This is a genomic window from Xanthomonas sp. WHRI 7065 (assembly GCF_040203115.2).
GTDB lineage: Bacteria > Pseudomonadota > Gammaproteobacteria > Xanthomonadales > Xanthomonadaceae > Xanthomonas > Xanthomonas arboricola.
In genome coordinates, this window is record NZ_CP168194.1 from 4,545,281 (window position 1) to 4,561,584 (window position 16,304).

At 57.0% G+C, this 16,304-nt stretch carries 11 protein-coding genes; 7 read left to right on the forward strand and 4 right to left on the reverse strand.

The window, feature by feature from the left end; all coding sequences use genetic code 11:
- Positions 1 to 278: 278 nt before the first annotated feature.
- Both ABQY64_RS18930 and ABQY64_RS18935 read right to left on the reverse strand, forming a co-directional pair.
- A complete protein-coding gene (locus tag ABQY64_RS18930; RefSeq protein WP_349780547.1) occupies positions 279 to 2,039 on the reverse strand; it encodes a hypothetical protein in 1,761 nt (586 codons plus the stop codon).
- Positions 2,040 to 2,502: 463 nt separating this feature from the next.
- Positions 2,503 to 3,573 (reverse strand): hypothetical protein, encoded by a 1,071-nt coding sequence (locus ABQY64_RS18935; protein ID WP_349780548.1) that lies wholly within the window; start codon positions 3,571 to 3,573, stop codon positions 2,503 to 2,505.
- A gap of 807 nt (positions 3,574 to 4,380) precedes the next feature.
- Here ABQY64_RS18935 and ABQY64_RS18940 point away from each other — a divergent pair.
- The 3 genes from ABQY64_RS18940 (at position 4,381) to ABQY64_RS18950 (ending at position 8,466) form a co-directional block, all read left to right on the forward strand.
- A complete protein-coding gene (locus tag ABQY64_RS18940; protein WP_349780549.1) occupies positions 4,381 to 5,043 on the forward strand; it encodes an imm11 family protein in 663 nt (220 codons plus the stop codon).
- 44 nt (positions 5,044 to 5,087) lie between these two features.
- Entirely contained in the window at positions 5,088 to 7,916 is a 2,829-nt protein-coding gene (locus ABQY64_RS18945; protein ID WP_349780550.1) for an XVIPCD domain-containing protein, read from the forward strand.
- Between the two features lie 91 nt (positions 7,917 to 8,007).
- Complete coding sequence (locus ABQY64_RS18950; RefSeq protein WP_146093364.1) at positions 8,008 to 8,466, forward strand: hypothetical protein; 459 nt, start codon at positions 8,008 to 8,010, stop codon at positions 8,464 to 8,466.
- A gap of 142 nt (positions 8,467 to 8,608) precedes the next feature.
- On the opposite strand, the gene ABQY64_RS18955 is transcribed toward ABQY64_RS18950, so the two are convergent.
- Entirely contained in the window at positions 8,609 to 8,881 is a 273-nt protein-coding gene (locus ABQY64_RS18955; protein WP_084725902.1) for a BPSL0761 family protein, read from the reverse strand.
- Positions 8,882 to 9,387: 506 nt separating this feature from the next.
- Here ABQY64_RS18955 and ABQY64_RS18960 point away from each other — a divergent pair.
- From ABQY64_RS18960 to ABQY64_RS18975, 4 genes are all read left to right on the forward strand, one after another.
- Entirely contained in the window at positions 9,388 to 9,720 is a 333-nt protein-coding gene (locus ABQY64_RS18960; RefSeq protein WP_146093363.1) for a hypothetical protein, read from the forward strand.
- Positions 9,717 to 11,270 (forward strand): hypothetical protein, encoded by a 1,554-nt coding sequence (locus tag ABQY64_RS18965; RefSeq protein WP_104611601.1) that lies wholly within the window; start codon positions 9,717 to 9,719, stop codon positions 11,268 to 11,270. The genes ABQY64_RS18960 and ABQY64_RS18965 overlap by 4 nt, the downstream gene beginning before the upstream one ends.
- A gap of 237 nt (positions 11,271 to 11,507) precedes the next feature.
- A complete protein-coding gene (locus ABQY64_RS18970) occupies positions 11,508 to 12,068 on the forward strand; it encodes a hypothetical protein (protein WP_046962796.1) in 561 nt (186 codons plus the stop codon).
- Between the two features lie 150 nt (positions 12,069 to 12,218).
- Positions 12,219 to 12,740 (forward strand): hypothetical protein, encoded by a 522-nt coding sequence (locus ABQY64_RS18975; RefSeq protein ID WP_046962797.1) that lies wholly within the window; start codon positions 12,219 to 12,221, stop codon positions 12,738 to 12,740.
- Between the two features lie 244 nt (positions 12,741 to 12,984).
- On the opposite strand, the gene ABQY64_RS18980 is transcribed toward ABQY64_RS18975, so the two are convergent.
- The gene (locus ABQY64_RS18980) at positions 12,985 to 16,293 is read right to left on the reverse strand and encodes an NERD domain-containing protein (protein ID WP_349780551.1); all 3,309 of its coding nucleotides are present in this window, start codon (positions 16,291 to 16,293) and stop codon (positions 12,985 to 12,987) included.
- Positions 16,294 to 16,304 lie beyond the last annotated feature (11 nt).

Consider the following 16,304-nt stretch of genomic DNA (forward strand, 5'->3'; position numbering starts at 1 on the left):
AGTGAGCGCGAGCTCTAGCGCTAAACGGGCCGAGCAGGAGGCTCAGTGAATCGGCCCCGGGTTTCGTAGATATTCGTCACCTGCTTTAAGGATTCTGCATCTCGAAGGCTATCTGTGACAGCCCGTTATTGGAACCGTGTCGCCGCTTGGCGGTGCAAGAGATCTCAATTGCTGACAATGGCCTAGGCAGTAGCACATCTGCCAAAATTCCTGCAGATTCCTACCACGCTGACACCGTTGAGGTAGCGACCGACCACCTGAATCGAACCAGGTCTCGATCACTCGTCATCGCCAAATATCAGCTTACCGATCAGAAAGATTGTGCTTCCAAAGTGATAGATTAGTTGCTGACCTTGGTTGAGGTAGGACTGACTTGTATCGATCCCAGCTAAAATTAGAGCATCGGCAACCTTCTCACCAGTCGGATGGGCGTCCGCGACTCTCATGTCATACACCCCAGCGATCACACCAAATACGCTGCGAGCCTTCTCGACACCGACCTTCTGAGCAAGAATGTCCTGAAGAAGCTTATTAGAACCAAGCTTTTCTCTGTCAGCATGAGTGGAAAGCTTGCGAAGTTCACGTACGTTGAGCCTGTCTGAGAACACGCGAACTAGCTCTTTCGCAAGGCGCAGAAGCGACGCTCGATCCGTGCTGACAAATCTTGACACAATCTGCATAGCATCCTGATCATCGATTTCATGGTTAAACAGAGGGAAGCCATGCTTTTGCTTGAAGCTACGCTCAAGCAGACGCATAGTCCCAAACAGCAGAACTTCAGATGCCTCTGTGGAAGCGGGCCGCGTCTTCACTTGAGACATCAACAGTTCCGCCGAGACCTTCCCGTCAGGAGCAACGTTTTGAGAGGCCCATACGTGCTGCTCCCAAGTAGGGAGCTTGGCGATATCATAGGCGTACACAGTCATTAAATCAGCGGAGTTGACGCCGAAATGCGTCTGGTACCCGGATGTGGAAATGATCGCCCCCGTCTCCGCGGTGTACCATTTCAAAGAGAATCCTCGACGTGCCAGCAGCTCATTTACGATACCTGGACGGAACCAAAGCCATCGACCAATATCCTCATCGTTCAGATCGTGGGACGCTGTACGAGTTCCGTCGGTATCCGTAATGAAATGGGGGCGAGCTGAGTCCTCGTCACCTCTGACGCGCACACTGCGTTCTTTGTGGTCGATCCATTCGTCCCGCCAAAACTCACCCTGAACCCTTACGCCTTCGTATCCATCTCGATGGCCCTCGCGCTGCTCCGACTCAGTATTGTCATCCCGCTCAGGTCCCATGATCGGCGCATCTTCGTCTGGGTCTACGTCGGTTCTCCACACCCGGAAGGACGCCCAGCTCCCTCCGAAGATGTTCTTCAGCTCTCGTAGGCTGAGCTCGAACCTTCCCCCATCCCTTTCTTCCTCTGTATCAGTGAGGCCCTCGTAGTCGCCTCCTTGGAGTGACGAGATGTTCTCGACGCGCTGGCGGTAGTACGAAACTTTCAGCGCCAAGCCTCTTGCAGCCAGGTAGTCCAAGAGGAACTCTCGCTTTATCTCGATGGACGTGTGGCTCCCATCCTTGTCTAGCTTTTCACGGACGACCTCAACGAAGTCCTCCTCCGGACGAACCCAGCTAGTGCCTTCCTTCACTAGACGAAGGGCAATAATCAGATCTGGGCTCAGTATCCACTGTCTACCGCCAACCACAGGCTGATCGTGCTCATAGACGAGCTCGACCCCGATTGGCTGCTTATCGTTGTACTGGAACTCTTCTACGGGGGAGTAGTGCCCATCGTCGTAGGCGTGAGGCCGCGCACTATGGTCGATCCCAATTTCACTCCATCCCAAGCGATCTGCATTGCCACGGTTCTCCGGGCTAAAAGCGACGGATCCACAGCCAAAGTACTCGCTAATGTAACCAATATCTTTTGGGTCGCCACGCCCTTCCTCGCGCTTCTCCGAAGCCCGCAGCGGCACCCACGTGGAGTTGTCAAAGCGCCGGCGTGTCTCCCGGCTCTGGAGCATCCATTCCCTTTTCATGCTGTAAGTCCTATCAGTAATCACAAAATGGAAGAGCACCGGCAACTGAGATCAGCGCTCACGTACCGATGAATCAACAAGCCGAGGAATCGGCTGTCGCCCAAAAACGTTATCAGTAAAGAAAAGCCCTTGGCAAATGCGATGCCCCTGAGCCTGATCGAACCCCAATAGCAGTGCCCCACCCAATTCCATGCCAGCTAAAATTAAAGATCTGCGGTTGATGTTGACCAGGGAACGCGGCGAGCGTTAGCTCGCGCGGCTCTCGCAGTGCCTGAAACGCACCCGTGGCCAATCGCTTTGTCATATTTGTCGAGGCAAACAGGACCGCGTGAATGAACTTCGGCGAATCTCCGACGTGATCCCAGGGCTTTCCGCGGCGACCTGGCTACCTGCCAAATGAAAATTTCGGCGGATATCCCTACAGACCCTGCTTGGGAGCCCGTTGAGATTGCCAGAATTAAGATCAGCTATAAGTACGTTGTTTCTTCGCCCACAGACTATAGCTGAGAGATGATCGAACGTCGCTTTTCCGCATGCTGATGAGCTTGATGTTGAGTGCCATACAACACCCGGCCACTGCGCCAAGAAGCGATGCGCCCAGCCAACGAGGCCATGACCAATCCACGGAAACAATAAACAGTATCGTGCCGCCTACCGCAACCAGGCACAATATGCATGTACAGCCCAACTTAATCTTTGAGGAAATTCTGGACCAAGCGCTTACCGAAACTGGCTCCCGCTCCCATTGATCCCGGGCACGCACCACTTCTAAATCGATCTGAAGGCGTCGTATCGACTTGTCATTGGAAGCTTCCCTGAGCGCGCGCTCGACCGCCGAACGAGCCGGAAATTCAGAATCCCATTCCCGAGAAATCACGACCCCATAAGCCTGCAGTACAGGCAACACCCACTCGGGACTAGCCAGTGGCTCGAGGTATCGGCCATCCAGAACTGCCCAATAATTAGTTAGTCCAGGTATACAGACCGTATAAATAACTATGCGCTCGGGCGCAGGATAGTCTTCGGTACTGGTACATGCAGGGATCCATTCTTCGTTAAGGCGCTGAAACAGACTGACACGGTTCTTTCCTTCGCCGGCTAAGAACAATCCAAGAGGGCGAATCCACGTGTATGTCGCACCCTCATCGCTGCCCCAATGCGCACGATCAGGGTGCAGGAGAAAGGAAAGCACAGCGGCCTCTTTCTCTGGCGACATCGTTTCGGAATATTGACGATGTGCATCGCCTATGACCCGTTTGGCCGGCACCAACGCCGGAATGCCTTTGTCGGAACAGTTGTTTTGTGCAAACGGAAACGCTTTAAGGTAAAACGTGAATCCTTGAGGGATGTGATGTTCGTCGGGCCAGAGATTCAAGCCCTGCCCTGCGATCGCTGCCAGCCGAAAGCGGCGCCTTGCTAACGCGTCGCAAGTATGTTTGTTTGCCACCATCTGCGCCACAGCAATATCGAGCTCAGGCGAGGCAATGTAATCCAGGCGTGGCAGTATGTTTGACTTGTTGTTCTCGATGCTCATTGGCAGCCAGTAGCTCTAGGATCTATGGGCTGAGCCCGATCGTGAAATTGTCAACCCACATCTGTTTTGGCCATCTAGGCCACGATCATGAGCTTAGGCGAGTTCTTGATATCGCACGTGCTCCCGCATATCTTAGCTTGGCTCGACCATATACTGTTATTCGCACGATGCAGCTGGCGCCTCGCTCATTGGCCTTTCATCGCGGTTGGCGTAAGGATCGGGATGCTCAAGGGCTGGTACGCATTACTAACTACGCTCCGTTGGCCTCAAAACTTTTTGATAGCACGTCCTGCAACAAGACCTTGACCAGGCTCAGATCGGCGACCAGATGTTTGAGCTTTGATACGCCCAGGTTTTTTACACATCTCAGACGTCACTCCAAGCACGTCGAAGAAGAAAGCCTTGGATCGGTTTGAGGAACGCGATGCATGGAGGGTCAGTATCTGGTAACGCATGCTCTAACGACCAAGCAGACTGAGCTTTGGTCACATCAGTGCTAGCTAGTGCCACGGGCCATCTCCAGCGGCCGGCGCCTCCCAGACACTTCAGCGCTATCTCTGATGCCTTTTTTCCTGGCAACCAGACAACGTCGCTAGCCGGATGACTAAAACCCCTCACTATCAATGAGCTACGCGCGCAGACTATTACCCGGGCGCCCGGTAAAGAGTCCTAAAATCGGCAACGAGGCTATCGACTTGAAAGTCTTCACTGTGCCACTTAGACCCCTGCTTCACAGACGTGCCGCCCATTGCCATAGAATTCCTGGACCAAGGAAATCAGCTGCGATCTGCGGCGCAACCGTCCACGATGGAAATCACCATGAACGATCAGGCAGCAATCCCCGTCATCATCGCGAGCGACTCCCATCTGGGGGAATTTTTTGTTCTCCGGCCAAGCTTCCGAGGCAATGGTCAAAGCGCTGGCTTGAAGATTGCCAACGAAGAACTGCTTCTGCCCCCTGGCATGAACACCATGGATCCCCCCAATGGTGACCCAAGCCAGTATCCGGTGAGGCCGCACCTAGTGCAGCTGCCTGGACAGCAAGAGATGCCGCGTGATTTCGAGAAGCTGGCGGGCATCTGGATCGTTTCGGAAGCATTGAAGCAGGTGTTCGACGCCGTCGATCCGGAAGGCTTCGCCTTTGTGGCTTGCGACTTCACTCTTGCCGACGGCACGCAGGGTCCTCAGTACTACCTCTGCAGCGTGACGCGTTGGCTTGATGCGCTTGATGAGAGTGAATCGCGGGTCCAGATCGAGATCGAACACGATTACGAGACCGGAGAAGACCTCAACTTCTATAGCGTATCCGGCGGTGCAAGCCTTGTATTCAAGCGAGAAGTCGTTGGGAACGCCCACATCTTCCGTCAGTCACGCCTAGGGACTGAGGCCATTTGTGACCGTGTTCTGTTCGATGCCTTGAGCGCAGCCCAACTTAGCGGCCCTTCGCTGCGAGACGCCGCAGATCTCTGACGCGTCAAACCCTCGATACGGATTTCTGAGCGGGAGTTGCACCGATGGCTGATACACCGGCTTTCCAAGGGCACCATGTCATTGAGCAAGCGGCTTTCAGTGAGAGCCGCTTGCTGCAGTCGCTTTCCAGAAGCGGCCTGTTCGATCTGCATGGTCCACGCAACATCCTCAATCTTCCGGCCGACCAGGCGTTGGCGGCAAGGATGGGTTTGTCGCCTCACCCTGGTGGACCCCTGGGGGCTTATTCGGAGGAGCTTGCGAACCGACTTGAAAGATTGGAGCTTTCCCCTGACGGACAAGCAACATTGCGGGGCGATCAGGCGGCCGCTCAGCGCATCGCGGCTAGAGTCAACGGCCTGACCGACACCCTGAAAGTTGGCTTGGTCAACGGCGACCTTGTAAGCAATACGCCGCAAGGCATGACCCCACAGCAGGCAAATGCACGGATACGTGCCTTTCATGGTGATCTCGCCGCATATCAGCAGAGTCATGCTGCCCAGATTGCTGACATAGGAAACATGGCCGCAGCAGAGTCGCGCTGGGCCGGAGTGACGCGCTCTGAAGGCAACGTCCAACTAGCCTTGGATGCCATTGATCAACCGGGATCATCCACCCTCAGTGACAGATGGGGTGGCCGGCCGTCTCTGGGGACGGCGATTGCCGAAGCTAACCAAGCCGGGCGCCTGCCGCTTACTGAGCCAGTGGAAACCCGCTTGCGCAGCGCATTTCCTCAAGAAATGCCACCGATCCTGGCACGGCCACCGACTGCGCCCCGGATGCCCGGCGTCCCAGGCGAAGGCAGCATCGTGGCCGGCGAAGGGCTTGCTGCAGCAGAAGCGGCCGGAGCGCGCGGGCTTTCTGGTGCTCGCGTCGCGGGTGCGGCCGGCGTAGCACTCATGGCCTACGACTTCGCCGTGACCGGCCACCGCGTTGTCCAGCTAAGTACGCAGGGCAACGACGCCGGCGCCGCATCGGCAGCCACGCACTTCGTTGGCCGCAATGCAGGCGGCATCGCAGGCGGCTTCCTGCTTGGCGCAGGCTACGGTGCCGTCACAGGGTCGTGGACGGGGCCAGGGGCGTTGGCGACCGGTTTGGTCGGCGGCGTAGCGGGCGCTTACCTTGGCGAACGTTGGGCCGAGAAACAGGACATCGACCGGATCTACACACAGCCAGACCGCAGCGGCAACGAGTGGACGCGCAACCCTGAAGATCCCCAAGGCACCTGGACGCGGACAGTGAGCGCACCGATGCCCAACGGCGGTTTTCAGGAAACGCGTCTGGTTGCTGCTGGCCGCCTTGCCGACGAACTGAATTACCGCGCAGCGAACGACTCGTATTCACTTGGGCTGGCAAATCCACCAAAGCCGCAGGATCCATACCGCCTGGATGCCAAGAACGAAACGCATCCGCCGCGCGAACCGTTTGAAACGGGCCGCGACTACGTGCGCGATGCGCAGACCGGGAAGTGGCAGCTTGAAATCAGGGAAAATATCGACGGCAAGATACCGATCACACGCAATGCTCCGATCAGTACCGAGCGTGAGACCGCACTGGAGAGCCAGTCGCAGACGATCATTGCGCAGAACGCTGCCAACACTCCCGAAGCAACAGCGGCCCGCTACCAAATCGCCTACAACCAGTTCGGCTGGAATGAGTTCACCAACCGCGAACCGGTGCCACAGGCCATCACGAACGCGCGCACGCAACCGCAGCCCTTACAGGCTTCTGACGGTCGCTCCTACACCCGCGACGCCAGCGGCGAATGGACCACGCCCGGCACGTTCTATGGGAGCAATGCAGCCACCGGCAACACGCGCGAAGAATTGAACCGCACGTGGCAGAGCCAACAGGCCGGGCTTCAAGATATGGCTTCGATGGCGGAGGTCGCCCGCAGCAATCCCACGCTGACGCAGAGCGACTTGCATAGCCAAGTTGCCGGGATGTACGCCCGCGCTGGCATTACGCGCACTGACGCGCAGATTGATGCAGCCACGGCAGCAGTCGCACAAGACCATGCGCGCGACACAGGCAAGCCGATGCCCTTCTTCCTGCAGCTGCAGAAAGATGGCTCAATCGCCACGGTGGTTGGTCAGAACGACGACCGCATGGAGATCAGGGCGACCACGACGGCAGCAGAAATACTGCAGGCAGAACGGCAGCAAGCCATGCCTGCCAACGCCACCTCGCCCAATCCGCCTGGGCAGTCGCCTCAAACGCAACAGCCTGCAGCACAGCCCACGCAAGCCCCCGTACCCAGCGCGCCGTCTTCGCAAACAGTGCCGGGACGTTCGTCCGCACTGGAAGACAACCACGTGCAAGGGCGTGCAGCGTCCACGAGCACAGCACAGGTTGGCGCGCCGGGAATGCAGATGGGTGCGCGTTCTGTTGCATCGCAAGAGCCTCGTGAAGACGAGCAGCCATCTGTGAATCGGCAGAGCGCGGCCGGCCCGAAGCCGCAAGATGCTGCATTGGTGGAGCAACTACGCTCTTCAATCGCAAGGCTCGATGAAAGCGCCAACAAACCGTGGGATGAGCGCAGCGATCGCATGGTTGCGAGCGCGTACAAAATGGCAGTTGAGGCGGGATTCAAGCCTGGCGACAAGGTCGATGTCGCACTGAACGTACCGACCGACAAGCTTCCGGGCGGGGTGACGATGTTCGTGATGCGCTCAGGCCCAGGCGCGTCCCCGGATCCGTATGCCAACCGCGCGCAGATGCCGACCAGCGAGGCACTGGCGGCGGCTCCAGAACAACAGTATCTGGCTGCTAACCAGGCACGCGATATGCAAGAGCAAACGCGAATGCAAGAACTCGCACAGACGCGTGACCACACGCAGGATGACCCGAGCAGGACAGGACCGAGAATGTCATAATCGGGATAGGTACCTGATTAAAGCTAAACTAGACTGTGGCGATGACAGACTTCATCTGCTGACAGGTGTCTGCGTCACGCTAGGAGCAACAATGGCAAAGAAATCGGATGCAGCTCGAAAAGCGAAGCTCAAGGAGCGTCGCAGAAAAGCTGAAGAAGCTCAGGCGCGACCACTAACAAGCGCAAGTAAGGTTGAAAATTGCATGGCCGCTTTTGATGCCGAGCGCAACATCGTTGTTGAACTGATAGGGGAAGATGGAGCTGTTCTTGCCTACATTGAAGGTGACGATGCAGATTCTTGGACAGTAGTAGTGGATGATGAGCCTATCGCCGGCATTGATGATGAGATAGTCGCGCTTGGCTGGCTCGTCGGCGCAGCGGTGGACGACATCGCAGACGGCAATGCACCAGTCCTGGTCTACTCGCATTGGATTGTTGAGCAAATTGATGCGCGCTGCAAAGCTGCGAACGTTGAATGGCACGACTTCTTGCGCTCTCTCTTGCCTGCTGAGAAACAGCACATGCAGCTCCCGCAAAATCGCACGATGTAGCAGCGCCTACACCGTCACTTGCCCAGTAAGCGAAGGCACATCGCAGCGCACTCATCGATCGGCGATGCCCCGCCGGCTAAGTCCGACGTCCTGCAAGCTCAAACGCGAGAAGGAGGTCAGCTAGCGTCTGAGGAGCTACGGCTCAGTCTTTATGCGGTCCTTTCGGATAGCTGCGAAACCATTCACCTTCAATGTTTGAGGTCAGATAAGGACGATGGAAAATTGACGGAGCGAGTTGATAGAGCTCTTCTTCGCGTTGGGCGATGACCTCGATATCGCTTAGTGTCGGATAGTGCCGTAGCAGACGATAGGCCTCTTGCCGCACCTCCTGGGGCACAGCCTTGCTACCAGCAAGTTCTTTCAGGAACGCGCCCGCTTGCAGGATATTGCGAGTACGTTCGTCAGGTAGGGTCATCGCTACTGACTCCAAGAATAGGAATTCTTAGCTTACTGCGCTGACAAGAATTGCGCCCGCCCTTTTGGTAGGATGTGAATCTCACAGCCGCGCGAACACCGCCCAAAGAAGGCGATCGACGGAATGACGCAGCGGCCTGTGCCCAGCAGTAGGCCAACAGCGATATCATCAACCCCGGACTCTAAACCTGACCACTACTCGGGGGGGCAGACGTCGAAAGCGTAGGAATTCAAGCGGTGGCGGTTGAGCAGTGAGCCAACCGGGCGTCAGCTGTGAGCAGGTGGCCCCGGAGCTGGGAGTTCATCCACATTCGTTCCACAGAATGTTCCACGCGATGCTGCGGGCATGTACTAGGACGCAGTTCCGCAGCTCTATGTGGCACAGGCTCTCTAGGATTGATGAGTGCTGGCCTGCGGAGCGGGTTAGAGACCACTCTGGGAACTTCAACATGGAAGTCTTTGGGGAAGGGCAGCAGGATGAGCCACCTCAACCAGTGGATTCAGTCCATGACCCCGAAAGCCCTCACCCCGCATGGGGTGATCTACCCCGCCGGCAACGAAACCTACCACGCCATCCGCTCAATCAACGAATTTGGCGAGTTCGCGCATGCAGCGGCCTATGCGAGCCAACTTATGGCAGACGGGAAGGCTCAGTTCCCCGACGAAGCTCTTATGCAGGCAAGCGCCGAGCTCCGGCGCATTCGCTACGCCAAAGAAGGTTACGCCCCTCACAAGAAGGCCCGTGATGGGCTCAAGAAGCATGCCGACTCACTCGATACAGTTTCCAATCGCCGCGTGTTTCCGGCGAACCAGGCCCTTAAAAAGGAATCTGAAGAATGACAGCTTGGCATGGTTTCCGCCAGGGGATGGAAATCGACCCTGATGCGCGTCGTACACTGGGAACGGCTCTGACGGACATCATTGGTTCGCCTCGACAGTCGGCGAAGCAGTTGGATGAGATTTTTCGGCAGTCTTCGCAGGAGGCAGAGGGTTTAGTCGATGCCATCAGACAGATGAGCGTCGGCGATACGACTGGCACGTCAGGCTGGGCGGGCAACCGCCACTGGAAGCGTGTTACCCAATCTGCTCGGACGGCTGCTCCATTTGTATCCGATGAGTTCGGCAGGCTGATTTTGACAGGTAAGCCCCGTCACTCGGAAGGCTTCCTCTCGTTTGGCATAACCGAGGAGGGACTAAAGGCCCTTGAAGGACGTCGATTCCTATGCGATCGCCTCAGCAACTGTTTGACCGTGGACCTGTACAAGCCGCTACTCCAATGGGTTGAAAGCCTGAGCGCAACTGAGGCAACTGCGGTTTGTGACACGTCATCGCCGTATACGAAAGTTGCCGCGCAAGAAATGGCCGGAGACTCGGAGCTTGGAGTCTCCCTATACTGGATAGATGCTGCTTTCCAGTTGATTCTCGACCACTTTGTGCGCGAGTGGCGAGACGGTAACGATGCCGATGACAGTCGTGCACCTCCGCCGGGGGCGCTGGAGAGCATTGCAGAGGAATCCAGTTATCGCGTCAAAAGGCTGATTGATATGGCAGCCCAGGAGGGCTGTGACGTTGCTAAAGAAGACAGCCTGTCGCTGAGATTTGCTGTGGCCGTTTCGGCAAACCGCGCTATGGCAGAACTCTGGGGCCGTTGTGATGCCGAGCTAAAGGCCCTCAGCGACGCTGAGACCCTGTTTGAGAGGTTGCGTCAGGCGAATATCGTCGAAGTACCGGACCAGTTCCTGGAGGAATCAGCTGACTGTGAGTTGGACCAGCAACTCACGGCCTGGCTCACCAACCAACTTGGACCGGCGGGCGGCTTGGTGAGCATAGGTGAGGGCCTGCGGCCAATGTCGTATGCAGACGTTACGACCGCGGTGAAGCTGAGCAGAAAACTTCAGCACGATTATGTCTGCAAGCAAAGTAAAGGTGAGCGCGGGAAGCATGCCAAGCGTCAGTACGGTGGAGCCGGCGTCCGCTTCGTATTTCTTCTGGCCTTGCTTGCTGCCTACGGCTTTAAAACGCGTGTTTCACAGGAATTCACTGGAGCCAAGAACTCCACAAAAGCCGTGTTTCCCCATCGAGACCCAGCCAAGGATGAAAATGATCTCGAGCTCTCAATGCATGCGGCAACTTCGATAGAGCGAATGGTCGCGCTCATTCATCGATCTGCTGGGGATGGCTGGGCATTCGACCTCCGAGCGCTGCGTGAGCAGGCCGAGGCAAAGGTGCGTCGCCTCGAACACCAAGCCAATCTTTACAAGTACGTGGTTGATGGGCGAACCGCGCCGGAGATCTTCGGTATCTACAAGTTTCTGGTTAGGCTCAGATTCGGATCCCCCAGATTGGCGACGGAATGTACGACTGATAATTCATCTACGCAGAACCCATAAGCACGAATTGCTCGCCTTGCCCGCACGTTTACAGTGACGGGCATGGCGCCCGAGCAGGCACGCGTCATTACCGATTGTGCCAGATAGATCAATCACGTTCAGATTTAAGTAAGATCGTAATCTTTCGCGGTTTGGGATTCCCGAGGGTACTATCCTTTCATTGGAAGTGAGCAGTGATGCGCATCGGCAGAGATCAATGCGATACATCTACTCGTGATCTTATGGAGTCGAGCACCGATGGCTGACGTGAACTATTGCCTGATCTTGTCTGAATTCCCTTGTCTGACTGGAGAGGTATGGGCGGCTTGGGCACAAGCATTGCTGTCTTCCGCGTCAATTGGCCTTGCGTACTTTGCCGGTGCAAAGGGGGAGGCCTTGCGGAGAAGGAAGGATCGCAACATGGCGATGAGTTACGGGTTCTTGGTGCGCCCTCACCTAGTGAGCATTTGGCAGAGCTTGGCTGAGGCAAGGTCACGGTACGTCACATCCCCAGGAGACGACGAGGCAGCTCTAAAGCTATTGACTGTGCCACCGGAGCTCAACGCACTGCTGGCAGATATGCATCACTTGGATGAAGCCGGACATGCTGTACACAGAGCACTGATGACACTCTATGATCTCCGAGAGGAGATTGTGGAAAACTCCTACTACGTGCGCTGTGGTGGCGAAATCTACGACAACGATGGCAACTTTGAGGGATTGCTCCAGGAGCCGGGTGACGTCGATGCATCTTTCCAAATAGCGATGACGGCGGTGGGCAACGCCCGAAAGCTGATAAGTAATCAACTGCGCGAGTAACGATCGCCACTGCAGGAGAGGACTCTGATCGCAGCGTCGCTTCGTCAATTCAGTGCGGGCCCCTCATAGGTAACAGCATTGGCGAAAGCAACTGCGACGCAATGCCAAAGGAAGTGTGACCAAATCTCATTCGATAGGCTTTATCAAACTATGAACTTGATTATCTACTCCCCTGATGTTCGGCTCAATGACGTTCTTGGGGATGTACTCCTCAGGCAGGGGGCAGACACCGCCACGTTGAGCGTGCATCGTCTGGCGGCCTATGGGCGAGTCACCCATGAAATCAAGAAGGAGGTCATGAAGCGGGTGACTAAGCAGGACATCAAAGCCGTAGGCTGCAATAACCCCGACATCGGCGTTGTATCGCACAACGATGACCGCATCATTCTCAAGCCGTCGCGGACGCGCGCCAAGGACATGAAGCGCCCAAGTCAGCACGTCACAGACGTGCGTGCCCGAGACATTTTTGGGCCTGGGTGGAGCAAGAAGCTGCCAGTGGCCTATGCAGATAAGCTCGATCAGGTGATCGAGCAATTGGAGATGACGCCGGGCGGTGGAAAGGCTCTTGATAATCCTGACACTGTAGTGATCATCGTTCGAACGGCGCAAGACGGTTGGAAGGCGCTCGTAGTCGACGCAGGTCAAGAACGGCTTGATGAGCGGCTTTTCTAAATTGAGCGGTGACGCGCTGGATTGAGGTAGGTAGGAGCTCGAGCGCGCTGCCATTCAGTTTATCAAAGGCATGAATAATGTTGCCTTGTAGGGCGAAAATCCGTGATTACATGGCGGCTCTTTGGCTGGCGGGGACACTACTCCTTTCCTCTCAAAGACCGCGGTAGGTTCGAATCAGGAACCTCTACATGCATATCGTCGATGCACGCTTACCGGCAACCTCCTCGCTATACCAATAATTGATCTAACTGCCCACATTATCGACCCGTCCTTCGATCAGCTGGATCGCCTTGATTGCTGATTCACCGAGCGCTTGGTCATCGCTCAAGCTGCGCAGAAGAGGCAGATCTCCAGCGACGCCGAGATTGCCAAGCACGTCAATGGAGAATCTAAGCACATCGAGCCTGTCATAGCCGAAATGACCAAAATAGCCGATCTGGTCATCAGGCCGTTGTAGTGCATTCCTGCAAATACATAACATCTTGCCGGGAAACTTCTGCATGACCGATTCGCGGGCTGCGTTCTCGTATGACATTGCCTTGGTCACCAGGTACAGCGCTGACGCCGCTCCAAGCTGAGCCGGGTGCAGCAGGACTTCCATGGCCGCTGAGCAGGATTGGGTGAGACGATCGGCGTCAAGATCCGAGCGATGAGCCCAGTAGTGCAGATCGCCTAAAGCGATCAAGGCATCCTTGGCCGGGGACTCCACATCCCCTCGGTCGGCTGGCGGCGGAACTCCGAGCATTCCAAGCGCGACATGGGCCCACACAAACACCGAGATCGATTCTTGCGGCATGAAGCTGTTGAGTTCCGGTAGGGCTGTCCATCTCTCGATAGCGGGCGCAACCTTAGGATCCTGGTACTCGGTCAGCTCCTGAATCAAAGGAGAGACGAACAACCCCGCGTACCCGGCACCCCGGCAGGCCATCGTCAACAGGCGCTTGCGCTGGTCCTTGTTCAACTCCTGTATGACCTCGCAGTACGCCGACGAGAACGGGTGATCAAACTGGCAGGAGTACGCTGCCCAGGCCTTCGCATCCTGCACCGCGTCCATAGGGCCTGACAGAAGATTCTGCAGATCTTCCCTGACCCCGCCGACATGTTGGTCGACATCCTTATCCAGGGCACCCATGTGTTCGAGCGCTTCGACCACCATCCCGGACACCATCGGCCCCAAGGTGGGAAGCAAGGCTTCCAGAGCGTCGACAAGCTGCTGTTTCAACCCGTCATCACTCAGACGAAGGAAATACACAGAGTTCAGCAGTGCAAGCTGCAGATGATAGGGCTGATACCTCCACTGCTCGCCAAGCAACGGCAGGATATGCGGGATGATGTAGGCTCTGTCCTCCGCGAATCTGACTAGGGTCAGCAGAAGATACGTCTGGCCAGACGTGCGAGGCCGTTCCCACGCACCTTTAATGCTGTCCGCAACTTCACTCTTGCCGGCCCTGGATGGAAAATAAACGTGGCAGATGCGATTCACCAGCTGCGATATCCCTGCTCGCCCCGACATCACGTACGCATCGGCAAACAATGCGGTGCGGAGCCTGACCTTCTTTTCCTTTGCTTCCTCCCTCAGCTCATCGAATGCTTGGTTCAATGATCGATCCATCTCAGCGACGGCATGTAGGACGCGGTCCAGGTAGGTTCCGCGCCAAACACCGTTTGAAATTGTCGTCATAAGCGCGCGTTCTGAGGGACTCCAATCGCACAAGGTGTCTTCGCACACCCCGGCCCCGCCCCAGGTGCCATCCCATAGCGAATGCCGGACAGCCGCGGCTTCCGCCGTCAACTTCTCGAGCACCTGGTCGCACCGGGCCACGACCCAGTTGCGCGCCACCACTCCGCACTCGCCATCCGATGCGGCCCGCAGCAGGCCGGCATCCTCGATCCTCGCAAGCACGTTAGCCACGAAACGATCATCATCGTAAGCGCCCAGGATCAATGCACGGCTGTTTCCATACTTTGGGGCGACCAGCGCCAGCAACACCTTCTCGACATTATGGTCGCTCTGGCGAACAACGGACTCGGCCGCGAACGCCGAGAAGATCAGTTCATGGCGGAAGCTGACCCTGTCCGATTGCCTGACCACAAGGCCGGCGGCGACTATCCTGCCGAGTACGTCGCCATGGATACGCTCGGCAGCCGCCAGACGGTCGAAGTCCCTGATTGACAGGCTGAACGACATGCGATTGATCAGCTGCCCTGCAACTGCCGCCAGGAGTCGAATTCCGTCGGATGCGTCGTCTCCGAGCTTTTGCCGTGCATAGGCGTCGAACAAGGCAAAACGACTTGCCCCGTCAGCCAATGTTGCCCCGACTCGGCCGACCAGGTCCGCCTCGAGCCCACTCGACACTGAGTCCAGAAGATACGCCAATCGATACCCTGCCTGACCAGCCGTCGATTCTGCAATCGCCAGCTTCAACGCCTTGTCAGGCTCGCTGACGACGACACGACTGGCATTGATGAGATCCGATCGAACAATGTCGACCTGCGCGCTCACGATTAGCCGCATACCGTAGCGCCGGGCAGCCGCCGCCAGGCTCCTGGTGAGCGCCAGTTGCTCGGCTGCCGGACATTCGTTGTACCCGTCCAGGATCAACACCAGCAGTCGGCCGTTCGCCTGGGCCGCCGAGATCAGGCGAGCCGCCGACGGCGCACCGAGCAAGCCTGCCTCCCTCCCGATGCTCTCGCCCAGTGTTCCGGTGAAGTACTTTCCTTGAAGGAATATTGGGACGTGGCCACGCTCCAAGCAGTGGATGCCAATCTTTTGGGCGAGGAGGGTTTTCCCGCAGCCGGATGGCCCAAGAATGAGAAGGTCGTCATCATCCTGCGCAACACGGTCTGCCACGCCGATCGCATCGAGCTCTTCGGCGCCGAGCTCATAACGGTCACTCTTCAGCGACCCGACGGCTGGCGCATAGATAAGTAGGAACTGCGACCAGTAGGCCGTCAGCAGCGCCTCCTGTTCGAGCAGTCTGGCGTCGCACGCGGCGCCCGGCGTCTGCACTCGCTGAAGGCCCAGTTCTTGCGCAAAGGCGGCCCACTGCTGCCTGGAAAGCAGGAGCCCGGACCGCTTCGCGGTGACTTCCGCAAAAGCGCCAGCACTTATGATCGAGACCTTGAAGTCGGACGCAGGCACATCCGATCCCGTCGGCAACGCCGGGGCGAAGACAACACAGGCATCCGGATAGCCAGGCATTTCTCCGTGAGACGCGCAGAGCTGGTCCCTCAGCGCATTCTTTGCCTCCAATGCCTGGCAGTATGGGTTTCCGACACTCCGCCACACACCGCCCGAACCGTGCATCTGCCACTGCCCATTCTTCTGGCCACGGACACGGCGCGAGAAATGCTTCGCTTCGACAATCAGCGTCAATGAGTCCGTGGCGACCACGAAATCAATTTGGCGGCCGCCAACATGGATATTGGCGAAGATCGCCGACCATCCATCGGTACTCGCCAGATGTTCGACGAGTGCGGCCAACACGTTCCGCTCAGACGCGTGTTCTATGGCATTGCCGACATAGAGTTCGATCTTGGCGGTGCCCTTCATCTCTGTTTCAT